This window comes from Phreatobacter sp. GW821-FHT04C01 (genome assembly GCF_059420385.1).
In genome coordinates, this window is sequence record NZ_JBWKTP010000010.1 from 33,512 (window position 1) to 47,969 (window position 14,458).

The 14,458-nt window shown below is 66.7% G+C and carries 13 protein-coding genes; 1 reads left to right on the top strand and 12 read right to left on the bottom strand.

Features of this window, described 5'->3' with window-relative positions; all coding sequences use genetic code 11:
* Positions 1–4 precede the first annotated feature (4 nt).
* The 4 genes from AC07WJ_RS29295 to AC07WJ_RS29310 form a co-directional block, all read right to left on the bottom strand.
* Entirely contained in the window at positions 5–1,258 is a 1,254-nt protein-coding gene (locus tag AC07WJ_RS29295) for an O-antigen ligase family protein (protein ID WP_494938244.1), read from the bottom strand.
* Positions 1,255–2,481, bottom strand: coding sequence for a glycosyltransferase family 4 protein (locus AC07WJ_RS29300; RefSeq protein WP_494938245.1), 1,227 nt, complete (start codon positions 2,479–2,481; stop codon positions 1,255–1,257). The genes AC07WJ_RS29295 and AC07WJ_RS29300 overlap by 4 nt, the downstream gene beginning before the upstream one ends.
* Before the next feature lie 345 nt (positions 2,482–2,826).
* Positions 2,827–3,831, bottom strand: coding sequence for a class I SAM-dependent DNA methyltransferase (locus tag AC07WJ_RS29305; protein WP_494938246.1), 1,005 nt, complete (start codon positions 3,829–3,831; stop codon positions 2,827–2,829).
* A 547-nt stretch (positions 3,832–4,378) separates the two neighbouring features.
* Complete coding sequence (locus AC07WJ_RS29310) at positions 4,379–5,158, bottom strand: LuxR C-terminal-related transcriptional regulator (RefSeq protein ID WP_494938247.1); 780 nt, start codon at positions 5,156–5,158, stop codon at positions 4,379–4,381.
* Between the two features lie 771 nt (positions 5,159–5,929).
* Here AC07WJ_RS29310 and AC07WJ_RS29315 point away from each other — a divergent pair.
* A complete protein-coding gene (locus AC07WJ_RS29315) occupies positions 5,930–7,234 on the top strand; it encodes a UDP-glucose dehydrogenase family protein (RefSeq protein ID WP_494938487.1) in 1,305 nt (434 codons plus the stop codon).
* Between the two features lie 192 nt (positions 7,235–7,426).
* On the opposite strand, the gene AC07WJ_RS29320 is transcribed toward AC07WJ_RS29315, so the two are convergent.
* From AC07WJ_RS29320 to AC07WJ_RS29355, 8 genes are all read right to left on the bottom strand, one after another.
* Positions 7,427–7,747 (bottom strand): hypothetical protein, encoded by a 321-nt coding sequence (locus tag AC07WJ_RS29320; RefSeq protein WP_494938248.1) that lies wholly within the window; start codon positions 7,745–7,747, stop codon positions 7,427–7,429.
* Positions 7,748–7,994: 247 nt separating this feature from the next.
* Positions 7,995–8,141, bottom strand: coding sequence for a hypothetical protein (locus tag AC07WJ_RS29325; protein WP_494938249.1), 147 nt, complete (start codon positions 8,139–8,141; stop codon positions 7,995–7,997).
* A 106-nt stretch (positions 8,142–8,247) separates the two neighbouring features.
* Entirely contained in the window at positions 8,248–8,931 is a 684-nt protein-coding gene (locus AC07WJ_RS29330; RefSeq protein ID WP_494938250.1) for a response regulator, read from the bottom strand.
* Between the two features lie 216 nt (positions 8,932–9,147).
* On the bottom strand, positions 9,148–10,416 hold the full coding sequence (locus AC07WJ_RS29335) for a BatD family protein (protein WP_494938251.1): 1,269 nt from the start codon (positions 10,414–10,416) through the stop codon (positions 9,148–9,150).
* Between the two features lie 80 nt (positions 10,417–10,496).
* Positions 10,497–11,990: a VWA domain-containing protein gene (locus AC07WJ_RS29340; protein ID WP_494938252.1), complete on the bottom strand. Its 1,494-nt coding sequence runs from the start codon at positions 11,988–11,990 to the stop codon at positions 10,497–10,499.
* Positions 11,983–12,984 carry a vWA domain-containing protein gene (locus AC07WJ_RS29345; RefSeq protein WP_494938253.1) on the bottom strand — a complete coding sequence of 334 codons (1,002 nt, stop codon included), beginning with the start codon at positions 12,982–12,984 and terminating at the stop codon, positions 11,983–11,985. The genes AC07WJ_RS29340 and AC07WJ_RS29345 overlap by 8 nt, the downstream gene beginning before the upstream one ends.
* Positions 12,977–13,468, bottom strand: coding sequence for a DUF4381 domain-containing protein (locus AC07WJ_RS29350; RefSeq protein ID WP_494938254.1), 492 nt, complete (start codon positions 13,466–13,468; stop codon positions 12,977–12,979). The genes AC07WJ_RS29345 and AC07WJ_RS29350 overlap by 8 nt, the downstream gene beginning before the upstream one ends.
* A 1-nt stretch (position 13,469) precedes the next feature.
* A complete protein-coding gene (locus tag AC07WJ_RS29355; protein ID WP_494938255.1) occupies positions 13,470–14,450 on the bottom strand; it encodes a DUF58 domain-containing protein in 981 nt (326 codons plus the stop codon).
* Positions 14,451–14,458: the final 8 nt, after the last annotated feature.

A 14,458-nucleotide genomic window follows, 5' to 3' on the forward strand; every position in this document is an offset into this window, starting at 1 on the left:
GCGGTCATCTCCTCTGAAGCAGGGGGGCTGCAAGGGTCCGTGCCGATCCGGCGGCCACGCAAAGGGTGACCGCGAACCAGACGACGGGCTGGCGAAGGATGAAGTGGCTGATGCTGAACACCGCGAGCGACGCGATCAACGCCACCAGCGCATCGAGCCGCGCCCTGAGCACGAGCACCGCGGCGCTCGCGCCGAGCCAGAGGAGGGCGAGGACCCCGACCAGGCCGCCTTGGGTGAAGAGGTCGAGCAGCGTGCTGTGAGCCTCGAATGGATTGGGCAGATCCTGATGGTTCGCTACGTTGGGCTGCGGCAGGTGCGGACCGGGCCCGAGCCCGAGCGAGCCGGATTCCAATCCCTTCCGCAGGGCTTCGCTCCAGAGCTGGAGCCGCAGATTGGCGGTCTGCGATGTCGCCTCGCCGCCCTTGTCCTTGGCCAGGCTCATGGCCAGGACTTCCGCATCATCGGCCAGGGCCGCGGCATATGGCAGGACCGCGATCACGCCGAGCGGGGTGGCGAGGATGACGAAGATCGCGGTCATGTAGCGCAGGCTGCGATGCGGAGCCGCCAGCCAGGTCCGGACCCTCAGTCCGGCGAAGAACGAGAAGCCGACGAAGGTCGCCACGACGAAAGTGTCGCTCTTGGTCAGGCGCCCGACCACGACCGGCAGAACCACGCCGGCGAGCCCGGCGATCCGGGCCCCGGCGCGTGTCGAGGTCGTCGCGAAGTGGATGGCGAGAGGGCCGAGGACGGCGCAGTAGAGCGCGAGCTGGTTGGGGTTTTCGGACAGACCGCGAAACCGGTCCCAATACCAGGGATCGATCGAACCCGGATTGAACCAGCCCCAGCCGATGGCGATCTGGATAGCCAGGAAGACATTTCCGAAGCCGATCAGGAACCAGCCCGTCTGCCGAAGGCTTCGATGCCCGTTCGGCTCGGCGGCGGCGAGGCAGGTGATGGCAGCCATCAGCACATAAGCCATGGCGTCGTGTCCCATGGCCCCGACATTGGGCGGGTTCTCGGTGAGGAGGCCGACAAGCGCCCCGATGCTGAGGGTCAGGGCAAAGATGGTCCAGAACACGCTCAGGCGGCACAAGGCCGGGGTCGCCGCGACATGAGCTCCCGCGAGGATGCGTGTGATCGACAGTCCGAGCCAGAGCGCCAGACAAAGCTCGCCCGGACCGATCGGCATGCCGGGAAGCCGGAGTTGCGATGCCGATGACGCGACGAGGCCCGCGGCAAGGATGGCGTTTCGGGTCATTCGGATCCTCCGCTGAGTTCGCGGAGCGCGGCGACCTTCTCGACCAGTGCCGGTCGGGTCCGGAACCCGCCTTGCACCGGCCGGTCCAGTCCGCCGAGAATCTGGCCGTAGAGGTCGCTGTATTGGTCGACGATCCCGTCGAGGTAGAACTCCCGTCGGACGAGCTTGACGGATCGTAGCCCCATGATCCGCGCGCCGTCCGGGTCATCAAGCAGATCAAGGATACGCGCGGCGAGGGCACGTGGATCGCGCGGCGGCACGAGATAGCCGTTCCAGCGGTCGGTGACCACGTCGCAGCAGCCGGGCATGCGGGTCGCGACGATCGGCAATCCGGCGAGACCGGCTTCGAGCAGAACGCGCGGGATGCCTTCCCGGTACTCCGTCGGAAGGACCAGCAGGTCGGCGAGACCAAGGATCGCCGGGACATCCGTTCGAGCGCCCAGGGCGATCACATGCGGAGCGTGACGATCGATTTCGGCCTGGTCGACCGCGAACGGCCCTTCGCTCTGCCGGGGGCCGACCAGCACGAAGCGCGCCGCGGGACGCTTGGCCCTGACCAGGGGCACCGCGTCGAGCAGGGTTGGAACGCCCTTCTGCCGGGTCAGCCGGCCGACCATCACGACGACTTCGGCATTGCCCAGTCCGAGTTCCGCGCGCAGGGCCGAAGGCGACGGGCCACGCGCGCGTGCCTTCTCGAAGGCTTCGACATCGATGCCCGAGCCGTGGATCAGGCTGGCCTGGCTGGTTCCGAGCAGCCGGTAGCGCTCGAAAAATGCCTTGTCGTCGCGGTTCTGGAACACCGTCGCGGATGTCCAGCGCGAGATGCCCCACTGGAGCGCGCAATAGGCCGGCCGGAGCGCCAGCGCCCGCACCGCGCGTGACGAGAACACCCAGCCCAATCCGTTGATGGTCCGCACCAGCGGCACCGTGCCGCGGAGTGCGAGCGGCGCCAGCAGGTTCGGCTTGGTGTCGAAGCTCTGCACGATGTCCGGGCCGAGATCGCCGATCAGCTTGGCAAGCTGCCGGATTGCGGCCCGGTCCGCTCCGCGGCTGTCGAACCGGTCGAAATGATAGCTCAGATGAGGCAGGTCGGCGCGTGCGAACGCCGCGCCGTCGCCGGTCGAGGCGGCAGTGACCCGGAAGCCTCTGTGCCGCAGGGCCGCGAGAAACGGAATCCGCAGCGAATGGTCTTCACCCCCGACGCAAAGCAAATGAGGCACCATTCTGGCTCTCCTGACGGGAGTTGAGCGCGCCTCGCAAAGCGCGCTGGTCGGCAGATGTTCGAGCCGCTCGCGCGGCCCATGCCCCCGGTCTGGTTCGCTCCTGCCCTAAGGTCCGTCCACGGCCCAAGATCACCCTATGAAGCGACCCCATTTCTGTCCTCATCCATTCGAATGATGCTGTTTGCGTTCGATCGGGGCGAGACGCGGCGCGTCATTGGCCCGGCGGCGCGGCGGCGAAACCGGACGGCGGCCGATAGGGCAGGAAAGACGTTCGCGCGGGCCTGGCGCCCCTGCCGGCGGGGCCGGACGCGGTGGCGATCGCCGGGTTTCGGCAAGCAGGCCGGTTCAACCGCGCCTTGCGACGATGACAAAGGATTGAGCCGACCGCATGAGGATCGGGACGCGCCGTCCTAGGGTTTCGGCCGGCGCCAGCAGCAGTTCGTTCAGCCGGTTGAACCACCAGCCGAATCTCGGCCACAGGCCATATCGGTACACGGCCTCGATCGCGAAGCCATGGGCACGCAGGAGCGCCTCGGCCTCCCCTACGCTCATCACGTTGTTGATGGTGCGTCCGGCCAGACGGTTGCGGAGACGATAGAATGTGCCGATCGGGCTTGCCGGGTTGCAGTGGAAGTTGGCGACGAGATGGCCGCCTTCGACGAGGCAGCTTGTCAGCACATCGAGGACGTCGGCGCGAAGCGCCGGCTCGGCATTGAGAAAGAAGCGGAAGGCCGTACAGACCTGACGTTCCGCGACACCACCGGTCACTCCCGTGGCGGTCAGATCCGCTTGGACGATCCGTGCTTCGGGACATCGCTGGCGCGCGACGGCGAGCATTTCGGCCGAGATATCGACGCCGACGACATCATCGAACAGGTCGCCGTGCAGTTGCAGGATGCGGCCGGTGCCGCAGGCGAAATCGAGCGAACGCGTCGTCCCTTGCGCAGCGAGGCCGGCCAGGATCTTTCTCACCAGCGGCTTTTCGACCTGCTCCCACTGGATCGCGTAATAGCCTTCGGCATAGGTCTTTTCGTAATATTCGGCATAGCCCGGACTAATATGGCTCTGCCTGTATGACGTGTCGTCAGAAGCATTGCCTGACTGCCAGTCTTCGCAATCCGGCTGGATCGGCCCGGCTCGTTTCCGCCCGGTGGCGTGAGATGGCGCGGTGTCGGTTTCCGAGGCGCAGTGGAACAGCCATGGTCGCTGAAGGAGCCTGCCGGCCCCCGGCTCCCCCGTTCCCATTGGACAGGTCGTGGCACGGGTGCCCGCCCGGGCGGTTTGCAGGCGATCGTACCTGAAAATGGCCAGCACTAGATCCCAGGCGATCAGCATGATGACAATGGTCATGGCCGCTCCATTCATTCCCCGGACCTGAATGATCGCGAAAGCGGTCGCGACACTTGCGGTTGGACACGCCATCGGCACCGTCCCCTCATGCACGATCACCGTCGCGCGGAGCGCCAGGGGCGCCATCCCGGCGACCGGCTCGATCGGGGATATCCGGGCGTGTGTGAGGCGCGCGGTCGTCGAGCTTCCGGCCGCCGCTCTCGAAGGGCCGGCAGTCGGTCGCGGTTCGGACCTGGTATTTCGATCTGGTTAGCCTCTCGGCGCGGGCCGTTCATCATGCAAACGAAGGACGTGTGGGTCCTGGCCTGTCGACGCGGGGCCACCCGCCAAGGGATGCCCGCCGCACCGCTTCATCCAGCAGCGGCACTCAAAAAAGACGCGTCACCGGCCGGCAGGGACAGCGGGCGGCGGGATCGGCGTGGATACCGGGATGCCGCCGGCCTTTCGTGCGATGACCGGCGCCACCAGCGCGTCCAGCTTCGAAGATCCGGTCGAGATTACCGGCCATCGTCCCCTGGGCTGGACGCATGGTCTTACGGCCGGGCCATCATGACGAGACGGGACTTTCAATTCCAGCCGTCGGCAACAGCTCGCTGGGCGGCATGAGCAGCCTCGCCAACTTGTGCGGCGGGCTTTCGATCTCGGCGCGAGCGCCGGTTCTTTCCATGTGTTCGACAGCCCATATTGCTGCCTGGGTCCGGTTCTGGACATGGATCTTTCTCAAGATCGCCTTGATATGAACCTTCACCGTCGCTTCCATGATGTCGAAGTTGCGCGCGATCATCTTGTTGGACTGACCGCTGACGAGGCATTGCAGGATCTGGGTTTCCCGCGCCGACAGCACCCGTGTCGCGTGTGGACCGGGCACCTCCTGCACCAGCGGTTCGTCATAGGTTTCGCTGTCGAGTTCCTGGTCGTCCTTCATCTGCATCAAGATGGCGGAGGGAATGATGCTTTCACCCAGCATGACCAGTTCCAGCGACTTGATCAGCGCCTCCCAACTGACGGTCTTGGTCAAATAGCCATTGGCCGACTGGCGGAACGCCGCGAGGATCTGGCTGGCGCCATATTGATCGGCGAGAACGACGAGCCGCGAATCCGGGAACCGGGTTCTCAGTGCTCGGATGTTGCGCTCGGTCGATTGGTCGTCATCGGTGAGGCCAAGGATGATCAACATCGGGCGCAATTCCGAGGACAGGCCTGGCCTCAATTCTTCAGGGGACGACACTGTCGCGGTAACTCTGAAGGCTGTTCCTGTAAGAAGTTTACTGAGGCCTTCCCGAAATAGCGTATTCTTTTCTATCAGGATCGTGGGAACGCTACGCATGATTACACCATGAATCGCTTGTCGAACAAGTTGTTCGGGAATAGTCCATACCTCTAAGGTATGGACCATATGACGCGTCGTACCCCCTCATTTCCCAGGTTGATGATACATGAATTTTCTTCGAGTTCTAGCGAGTGGTTTCATGGTCATTGAAATAGAACTGCATATTTCTCTGGTTGCTAAAGTAGAACTGATTGTGGACTTGAGGCGGCCCGTTCGGGTCTGGGGCGGGCGGAAATAGTTTCTGGCAAGATGGAACGACAAACGGCTGTCCGAAGAGCTGCTCGGATCAAGAGCACGACAAATGCCGAGGGGATCGCGTGCCGCTTGCGGCTGCGCGCGTGCGGGCAGCAGCTGAGGATCTGCCTGTCCGCCTGATCCAAGCCAGCACCGCTCCTCGTAAAGTGTACGCGACGAAGGTCGGGCAGGCCGCTTGCTTCGAGCGGGGCGGTGGCATCCGGCAGGCGTGGGCCATGACCCGGACGAGCCGGGCCGACGAACCTGCTGGACGACGCTTCGATCACCCATGGCCATCGCCTCTACCTCGGATTCTCTACGCTCCTCTTCTTCTTAGCCACTCGCGATCACCGGACCCGCCTGCACACTGTCGTCTGTCCTCGGACCTCGGCGCCGCGCCGGACACGGCGAAATGTTGGACCCATCCGATCGTTCCCTGTCGATGGAACGATCGGACTGTTTCGGGAGTGCTCGTGCATGTTGATGAAAACCAATCTGTTGCCCGACCGAATCCTTCTTTCCGAACGGCGCGGCCTGACCGTCACTGTCGTCGGAGCGGGTTATGTCGGCCTGGTCTCCGGTGCTTGCCTCGCAAGCCTCGGGCATGATGTCGTTTGCATCGACAACTCGCCGGAACGTGTCGACGAACTGAATTCCGGGCGCGTCCCGATTTTCGAGCCCGGCCTCGACGAGCTTGTGCGGGCGAACGTGGCTGCCGGGCGACTTTCGTTTTCCACCGCGATCGCGAATGCGGCGCGCCCCGGTGGCATGGTGATCCTGGCGGTCGGGACGCCGTCCCGGTGCGACGGGCGAGCAGCACTCGATCAACTTCTGGCCGCGGTCCGCGACATCGGCCCGACGCTGACCGATGGAACGGTCATCGTGACCAAGTCGACGGTGCCGATCGGCACCGGCGATCAGATTGCCGCGCTGCTGGCGGACCTGCGGCCGGATATTGCCGTCTCGGTGGCGTCGAACCCGGAATTCTTGCGCGAAGGGTTTGCGATCGAGGACTTTTCCAACCCCGACCGCATCATCATCGGCGTCGAAGACGAGGCCGCCAGGGACGCGCTGACGCAGTTGTACGACGGCATGACGCGAAGCGGGGTGCCACTCTTGGTGATGAACCGGCGCACCGCGGAGCTGACCAAATATGTTGCGAACTCCTTCCTGGCGGTGAAGGTCGGTTTCATCAATGAAATAGCCGATCTCTGCGAGAAGGTCGGCGCCAATGTCGACGAGGTCGCGTTCGGTATCGGCTACGACCATCGCATCGGGCCGACATTCCTGAACGCCGGGCCCGGTTTTGGCGGCTCCTGCTTCCCGAAGGATGCGCGCGCATTGATCAATACGGCGAACGACCATGGCGGCACGTTGCCGATCATCGAGCAGGTCATCCACGCCAACGATATGCGCAAGCACAACATTGCGAGAAAGGTGCAGGCCCTGCTCGGCGGATCGGTGCGCGGGGCGACCATCGCGATCCTCGGCCTGGCGTTCAAGGCCAATACCGACGACATGCGCGAGTCCCCGGCGGTCGATATCATCAATGCGCTCGAATATTGGGGCGCCGACATTCGCGCCTATGATCCCGCCGCGATCGTCCATGCGCGACGGCTGCTGGCGTCGAGCGTGAGCTATGCCGATACCGTCTATGACTGTGCCGCGGGGGCCGATGCGGTTGTCATCGTGACCGATTGGCCGGAGTTCAAGGCGATTGACCTTGGGCGAATGCAGTCTGTCATGAGGCGGCCAAACCTGGTTGATCTGCGCAATATCTTCCAGCCCCAGAAGGTGAGGGATCTGGGATTTGCCTATGACAGCGTCGGGCGTCTGTAGGATGCCTGCCGGGGCGGCCGCGACCATCGCCCGCCGCTTCGCCGGCGGCGACGCAGGTCCGGTCCATGCGATGCCCGGCGATCGGGTCTCGGGCTTGTCGGGCCGTATGGCTCCTCGCTACAGGCGCGAGTGCGGCCAAGGTGCAAGAAAGGCGTGCGATGCGAGAGGAGCGGGCGCGCCCGGCATGGAGGCTCAGCGGCGGCGTTTGCGCCGCGCCGCCTTGATCGCCGCGATGCGCTCCGTGTCCTCGACCTGCAGATGCCGGCCACGTTCGAGAATTTCGAGGGAATATTCCTCATAGGTCAGGCCCAGCCGGTCGGCCTTGTCCATGCGCAACCGCATGACATCCGCCGAGACCTTGCGCCAGGCTTCGCGATGAGCCCGCTTCCAGTGCAGGAACAGATGAGCGTCGCCCTTGCCCCAGGGTGGCCCAGGATAGTCGTCCAGGGCCGGGCCGCCATTGTGGCCGAGGGCTTTGTTGCGAGCGTTCCGGAAGCTCAAGCGGGATGCCATGATATCTTATATGGTGGAGATCGTTCCACGATATGAGAATATCGATTGGCAATCAACTCTCGCATTTGCCGGGAGGCCGGCCCGCGCCGGCCCTATCCGGGGGGCGCCATGGCCCGATGCGACAAAACAGAGCCGGCGGCGATGGCGGCGATTCAAGGCGCCGGTCGCGCCATGTCTCGTTCGCTGTCGCCGCCGGCTGCCGGAACCATCTCCGGCGGCATGGCGGGTATGGCTATGACGGCGCCGTTCACATGGACGATGGCGTCGCCTGGCGGTCGACCATGTTGCCGCTCGAGGAATAATAGGACGGTGGCTGCTGATGATAGCGCGATTGCGCGAAGGCCGGCGCGACGGAAGCGGCAGCGAGCAGGGCGGCGAGAATGATCTTCATCATGATCGTACTCCTTCGTACTGGTGGTCTGCCCGAACCGGCTCGTCAATCACTAGGCCGCCTGTCGACCGGCCACTATCGGCGGATACCCGAAACCTCGCCGTTGAAACTACCGAGCCCGGTGACGGATTTGCCCGGGGCCTGACGCGGCGCAATCCGCCGATCGCGGCTCGACGAGCTTGTTGCGCATGGCATAGCGGATCAGTTCCGCCATGGATTTCGCGCCGAGCTTGCGCATGGCGGCCGAACGATGGGTCTCGACGGTCTTGACGCTGACGCCCAGGTCCGCGGCGATCCGCTTGTTGCTGGCCCCCTCGGCGATGCGTTGCACGGTCAGGCGTTCCCGGGTGGTCAGACCAGGAGCGGGGATCGGGTTGCCGACAAAGCTGGCCAGCATGGCCTCCGAGGCGCGCGTGGTGAAATAGGGCTGGCGGAGCGCGAGCGCACTCACCGCCTGGACAAGATGGTCCTCGGCCTCGCTCTTCAGCAGGAAGCTGCGAATTCCGGCACGCAGAATGCCGCGCATCAGATCTTCGCCGTCATGCTGGGTGAACATCAGAATCTGGATCTGCGGCAAAAGCCGGCGGACCTGCTGGGCGACTTCGATGCCGTTCAGTTTGGGCATGAAATAGTCGAGGATGGCGATGTCGGGTCTTTCCAGCAACGCCAGGCGCACGGCTTCCGCGCCGTCTGCCGCCTCGCCACAGATTTCCCAGTTTCCGTGCGACTCCAGCAAGCCTCGGATGCCGCGCCGCACGATCTCGTGGTCTTCGGCCAAGAGGATCCGCGCCATGACGATGCTCCTATCCGCTTCGGTCGATGGTAGTGATCGCCGAAACCGGCGTAACTTGTCGGATTCACCGATGAGCGGCGGAAAACACTGCCGGCTCCGACTGGGGTAAACCCGTCAGGTTCGGCCTGGGTATCTGCCGCTCCATCCGGGGTGGAGCTCTGTTTCAGCAAGGTCGTCGGCGGCATGCCGGCGCCGAAGCCGATGCCTCGCCCGCCTTCAGGGGCCGGGATTGAGCCGCGGCGGAAGCGCCGGCTCGGAGCGCGTGGGCCGCAGGGCCTTCCATTCCCGCCGGATCGCCCGGAGCGCGCCGATCAGATCCCGCGCGGACCAGGGAGGAGCCGTGCCATTGCCGTAGAGCCGCTGTTCCAGCAGGCCGACCTGGCCCGCCAGTCGCTGCGCCGCCGCGCTGGGCGCTTCGTTCTGCAGGGGCATCGCCCGATCGGGCGGATGACGGCCGGACCAGACCAGCAATGCGGCGTAGATGTCTCTCTCCGTCCCCCGGCGCACGGCCCGCCTGAGCGCCCGATAGGCGTAGCCTTCCGATTGCGTTTCACGCTGGCGCCACGCGGCGCCCCGGATTGCCAGCCGAACCAACAGCCGCGGCAGCAGGAGCGCCGCGAGCGCGATCAGGGCGATGGCGGTCAGGCTCGCTAGCCAGTGTTCGCGCAGCGCGAGCAGGGCCCGCCGTAGTAACGAAGCGTCGCCGGCCGGCCCGCCGGTGGCCGGAGCGACATGAATGGCCAGCGCTGGAAGCAGCGCGCGCTCGATCCGCCCGGTCTCGCTGTCCCACCAGGCGAGCGCGATGGCCGGCAGCGCATAGTCGCCCGGCCGTTCGAAGGTGTAGGTGACCTGCTCGGTGCGCCGCCCGCGCGCCGGCGCGCCGCGCGCACCGAGCAGGTCCTCCACCATCGGCTGCGCGGGGTAGGCGGCAATGCCGTCCGGCGCGGCCGAATCCAGGCTCGGCAGGAATATGGCCGGCAGGTCGACGGCCTCGGCAACGATGGTGCGGGTCAGAGTGTCTCCGACCTGGAATCGCCCGGCGGCGGGCGCGGAACTCTGGCTCAGCGACAGCCGAGGCGTCGCCAGGAACGGGGCGAGGCCTTTCGCCGCATCGGGAATGGTCGCCGTGAACGTCAACCTCGGCGTGGCCAGCCGCGCCGTCACGCTGCGCGGCGGATCCAGGGCGTAGGTCAGTGTCACCAGCGCCGGATCGAGCGCGAAGGCTCCCGGTTCCTGCGGGTAGATGTCGTAGTCGGCCATGACGCCGGCAAAGGTCGCCCCATCCCGGGTCTCGGAAATGCTGGTCTGGCCGGCGGGCCGGGTCACCGCGTTGGCTATTTGCAGGTCAGGAAACTGCGCTGGTCCGGTCAGGAAGTTGGGCGCGAGCGCGCGGATGCGCACCCGGACGGGCCGGCCGACCACCACCGTCGACGGCTGTATGGTCGCCGCGATGACCGGCTGGGCCGGCCCGGCCGAGTCCGGCACGGCGGATGCCGGCTGGGCGCAACCGGCCCCGGCGGACAGCAGGATGGCCAGGAGCGTCAGCGCCGGTCGCGTTGCCCATGTCATGGCCGCGCCGCCGGTGCTTGCGACTGGATGGCGAACTTGGCACGCAGGAAGGCCGCCGGCCGGGTCTGAACCGAACGCATCCAGGCCTGTGCCGCGGCCTCGGTGGTCACATCGCCGGGCTGAACCTCGATGCGCTTGCCGCCTTGCTGCTGCGGATCGACCTTGGTCTCGTCGGGAGGCAGGTCCGGCGGCGCCGGGTCGTCCTGCTCGTTCTTCCGGCGTTCCGCTTCGAGGGCGTCGAAGATCGCCTGGACGATCGCAAGATTGGTCCTGGCATCGCGATCGCCGGGATCCTCGGCGATGAGTTTCCGGTAGGCCGCGATGGCCTTCTCCCATTGGTGGTTGCGCGCCTGGGCATTGGCGAAGGCCAGCATGCCCGCGCGGGTCGGCACTTCGGCGAAGGCCCGGCCGGCCTCGAAGAAATCATTGCCCCGGTAATAGGCGACGCCGCGCCAGAAAGGATCGGCGAACAGCGTGGCCGCGGCGGCATGGTCGCCGCGATCCAGCGCGATCCGGCCCTGCTGGTCGCGGGTCAGCCACAGATCGGCGAAGCGAAAGCCCTCGGCATGGGCGGCTGGCGCCAGGGTCACCAGGATGGCGAGGGCCAGATGGACGGCGAAGCCGCGGCGAAACCACAGGCAGGCGATCAGCGCCGCCGGGAAGACCAGCCAATAGCCCTCATCCAGCCAGCGCGCTTCCGGATTGCCGGCCTGGGCGGCGACAAAATTGGTGTCGATGCGCCGTTCCACCGCATCGACATCCGACCTGTCGGGCGTTGCCCAGACCACGTCGTCGCCGCGCCCGGCCGCAATCGGATCGCCGTCGCGGGAGGCCAGCATGGCCCAGATCACGATGCGCCGGGCCATGCCGTCGAGCGCCCCCGACGGCACCGCGTCGGTGACCAGCAGAACCGTACTGCCGGCCATGTCGGCGGCCATCATGGTCGCGGCCAGTACGGCGGCCGCCCCGACCTCGTTGCCGTCGCGGGGCATCAGCTCCGGGGTCAGGGCCTCGAGGAAGGGTTCGATGACACGCGGGTCGTCGGTCAGCGGCATCACCACATGGGTCGTGCCGGCAAAGGCGATAAGGCCGGACTTCGCGCCCTGGCGCCGCGCCAGGAGATCGCGGATCTTCTGCTTGGCACGTTCCAGCCGCGACGGCTTCAGGTCGCCGGCGAGCATGGCGCGCGAGACGTTCAGGACGATCGCGAGCGCCGCCCTGTCTTCGGCGAAGGGCGGCGGTTCCTTGCGCCAGGTCGGGCCGGCCAGCCCTGTCACGGCGAGCGCGATCGCCAGACCGACGACATATTCCGGGCGCAGCCAGCGCCTCTCCTCCGCCCCCACGACCAGGTGGCGCAGCAGGTGTGGCGCGATGATCCCGCGTCCCGAGGCAAGCGCCAGGTGACGCCGGCGCAGGATCCAGACGACCGCGGCGGGCACCAGCAGCGCCAGCAGCCAAAATGGGCGCAGGAAGTGGAACGTGTCAGGCATGGACCGGCTCCGCGCGTCGTCGTCGGACCAGCGGCAGAACCAGGGCAGTCAAGGCGATGACGGTGGCTGCCCCGAGCGGCCACTGGAACAGCTCGAGTTTCGGGCGCCAGGACACGGTCTGCAGCTTGACCGGCGCCAGCCGGTCGATTTCGGCATAGACTTCGCTCAGCCGGGCGCCGCCGGCCGCGTCGAACATCCGCCCGCCCGATGTCGCCGCGATCTGGCGCAGGCTGTCGAGATCGACCCTGTCCTCGCCCTGCGCCGCGGGATCGCCGATGCCGATCGTATGGATGGTGACGCCATGGCGTCTGGCGATTTCGGCGGCCTTGAGCGGCGGCACCCGGCTCGCCGTGTCATTGCCGTCGGTCAGCAGGATCAGCACGCGCTGCTCGGCCTTGCTGGCCTCGAACAATGTGATGGTCAGGCCGATCGCATCGCCGATCGCCGTTTGCTGGCCGGCCATGGCGACCTCGGCTTCGCCGAGCAAAGACCTGACGACGGCGAGATCCCGGGTGAGCGGGGCCTGGACATAGGCGCGGGTGCCGAACAGCACGAGCCCCAGGCGGTCGCCCTGGCGATGGGCGACGAAATCGTCGACGACCCGTTTCACACCATCGAGGCGCCGCAGCACCACCCCGTCGGCCGCCTTGAAATCCGCCTGATCCATCGAGCCGGAAATGTCGACGGCCAGCATGAGGTCGCGGGCCGACAGGGTCCGTGCGACCGGCGGTCCGTACCATTGCGGGCGCGCGAGCGCGACGACCAGCAAGGTCCAGACGACAACGGCCGTGGCCACCTGCAGCGGGCGTTTCCGGGCGATCGCGGCGCCCTCCGAGGGCGTTTCGCCAAGCGCCGCGGCAACCAGGGCGAAGAACGGCACCCGGACCGCGGCGACACGCTGCCGGTATGGCGGACAGAGCCACCAGACCAGGACGGGCAGGGGCAGGAGCAACAGGAGCCATGGCCAGGCCAGGCCATACTGGAGATCAGGCATGGTGGTCCTCGATCCAGCGGCGGACCAGGATGGAGGCGGCGCGAATCTCGTCCGGTGCGACCCGCTCGGCTGGCCGATAGGCGGCCTCGGTGAGATGGACAGCGGCGGGACCGGCGAAGCTTCCTCCACCGCCGCTGCGGTTCAGGAACGCGCGCCATTCCTGGCCGCTCAGCGCCGCGACCTGTGCGCGTGGGAAGGCGACCAGCGCCACCCGCCGCAACAGGCTTTCCAGCGAAACGAGATCCGGTCCTGCGTCGGCAATGCCCAGACGCCGATCGATCGCGTGCCATTCGGCGATGGCTTCCCGGCGATAACGATTGGCGCGGCGCCGGCGCAGCCATGTCCAGGCGCCGGCCAGGACGCCGGCCGCGACGACGACGAGCAGGACGCGATCGGCCAGGGTCTGCGGCCATAGCGGCACAGCGGCGGGCAGGGGGAATTCGATCAATGGCGCCAGGGCCTTGTCGATCGCCGCGGAAACCATGTCAGCCTCCGCCCGGGCCGTGCGCCGCACGGGTCCGGGCGGCCAATGCCTTGCCGAGCAGCGCCCGAACCTGGAGCACGGGGTCGTCGGCCGTACTGATCGGCAGCACGGGAATGCCGAGCTCCCGGTCCCAGGACAGCACGTCGGCGAGCCGCTGCCGGCTCATCTCCAGAACCCGGTCGCGCGACGCTGCGTGGCCGAGATCGAGCGCCAGTTGCGCTTGCCCATCGGTGACCGTCACCTGCCCCGCGGCGGGCAGGGCGCTTTGCAAGGGATCGTGGACCAGGGCGGCGAGCACGTCGTTATGCAGTGCCATCTCGGACACCAGCTTGCGTGTCTCGCCGTCGGCCCCGTCGAAATCACTGATGACCAGGATCGTGTCGTCGTGCCGGATGAGGCCGGCGACCGATCTGAGCGTGGTGTTCAGCATGCCGGGCGCCGCCGTGATGGCGCCATCGACGTTCAGGGCCCGGTTCTTCGCCACGATCTCGTGGAAGATCTGCAGGACCGCGCGGCGGTTGCGCTGGGGCTTGACGGCACGGCTGTCGCGATCGCCGAAAACCACCGCACCGATGCGGTCGCCGACCTGGACGACCCGCCAGGCGGCGGCCGCGGCAAGCTCGGCCGCGGTCACCGACTTCATGGCCACGCGGCTGCCGAAAAACATCGACAGCCGCTGGTCGACCACCAGGAGGGTACGGCGGTCGCGCTCCTCGTTGAAGATGCGGACATGCGGGCGGGCAAGGCGCGCCGTGGCGCGCCAGTCGATGCTGCGGACATCGTCGCCCGGCCGATAGGCGCGGATCTCCGAGAAATCGAGGCCGCGTCCACGCATGCGCGAGGCATGGCGCCCGGTCAGAAGGCTGTGCACCGGTTGTCTCGGCAGCAGCGAAAAGCCGCGCGCGCGATATTCGAGCGCAATCAGATCGCCGAGGTCGGCATAGACGCCGCTGTCCCGTTCCGCGGTGGCCGCGCTCGCCATCACATCAC

Coding starts and splice junctions, on each gene's coding strand:
- AC07WJ_RS29295 (WP_494938244.1), bottom strand. CDS start 1,258: ATGACCCGAAACGCCATCCTTGCCGCGGGCCTCGTCGCGTCATCGGCA.
- AC07WJ_RS29330 (WP_494938250.1), bottom strand. CDS start 8,931: ATGGCGCGGATCCTCTTGGCCGAAGACCACGAGATCGTGCGGCGCGGC.
- AC07WJ_RS29320 (WP_494938248.1), bottom strand. CDS start 7,747: ATGGCATCCCGCTTGAGCTTCCGGAACGCTCGCAACAAAGCCCTCGGC.
- AC07WJ_RS29310 (WP_494938247.1), bottom strand. CDS start 5,158: ATGCGTAGCGTTCCCACGATCCTGATAGAAAAGAATACGCTATTTCGG.
- AC07WJ_RS29350 (WP_494938254.1), bottom strand. CDS start 13,468: ATGGTTTCCGCGGCGATCGACAAGGCCCTGGCGCCATTGATCGAATTC.
- AC07WJ_RS29305 (WP_494938246.1), bottom strand. CDS start 3,831: ATGACCATTGTCATCATGCTGATCGCCTGGGATCTAGTGCTGGCCATT.
- AC07WJ_RS29345 (WP_494938253.1), bottom strand. CDS start 12,984: ATGCCTGATCTCCAGTATGGCCTGGCCTGGCCATGGCTCCTGTTGCTC.
- AC07WJ_RS29300 (WP_494938245.1), bottom strand. CDS start 2,481: ATGGTGCCTCATTTGCTTTGCGTCGGGGGTGAAGACCATTCGCTGCGG.
- AC07WJ_RS29325 (WP_494938249.1), bottom strand. CDS start 8,141: ATGATGAAGATCATTCTCGCCGCCCTGCTCGCTGCCGCTTCCGTCGCG.
- AC07WJ_RS29355 (WP_494938255.1), bottom strand. CDS start 14,450: ATGGCGAGCGCGGCCACCGCGGAACGGGACAGCGGCGTCTATGCCGAC.
- AC07WJ_RS29340 (WP_494938252.1), bottom strand. CDS start 11,990: ATGCCTGACACGTTCCACTTCCTGCGCCCATTTTGGCTGCTGGCGCTG.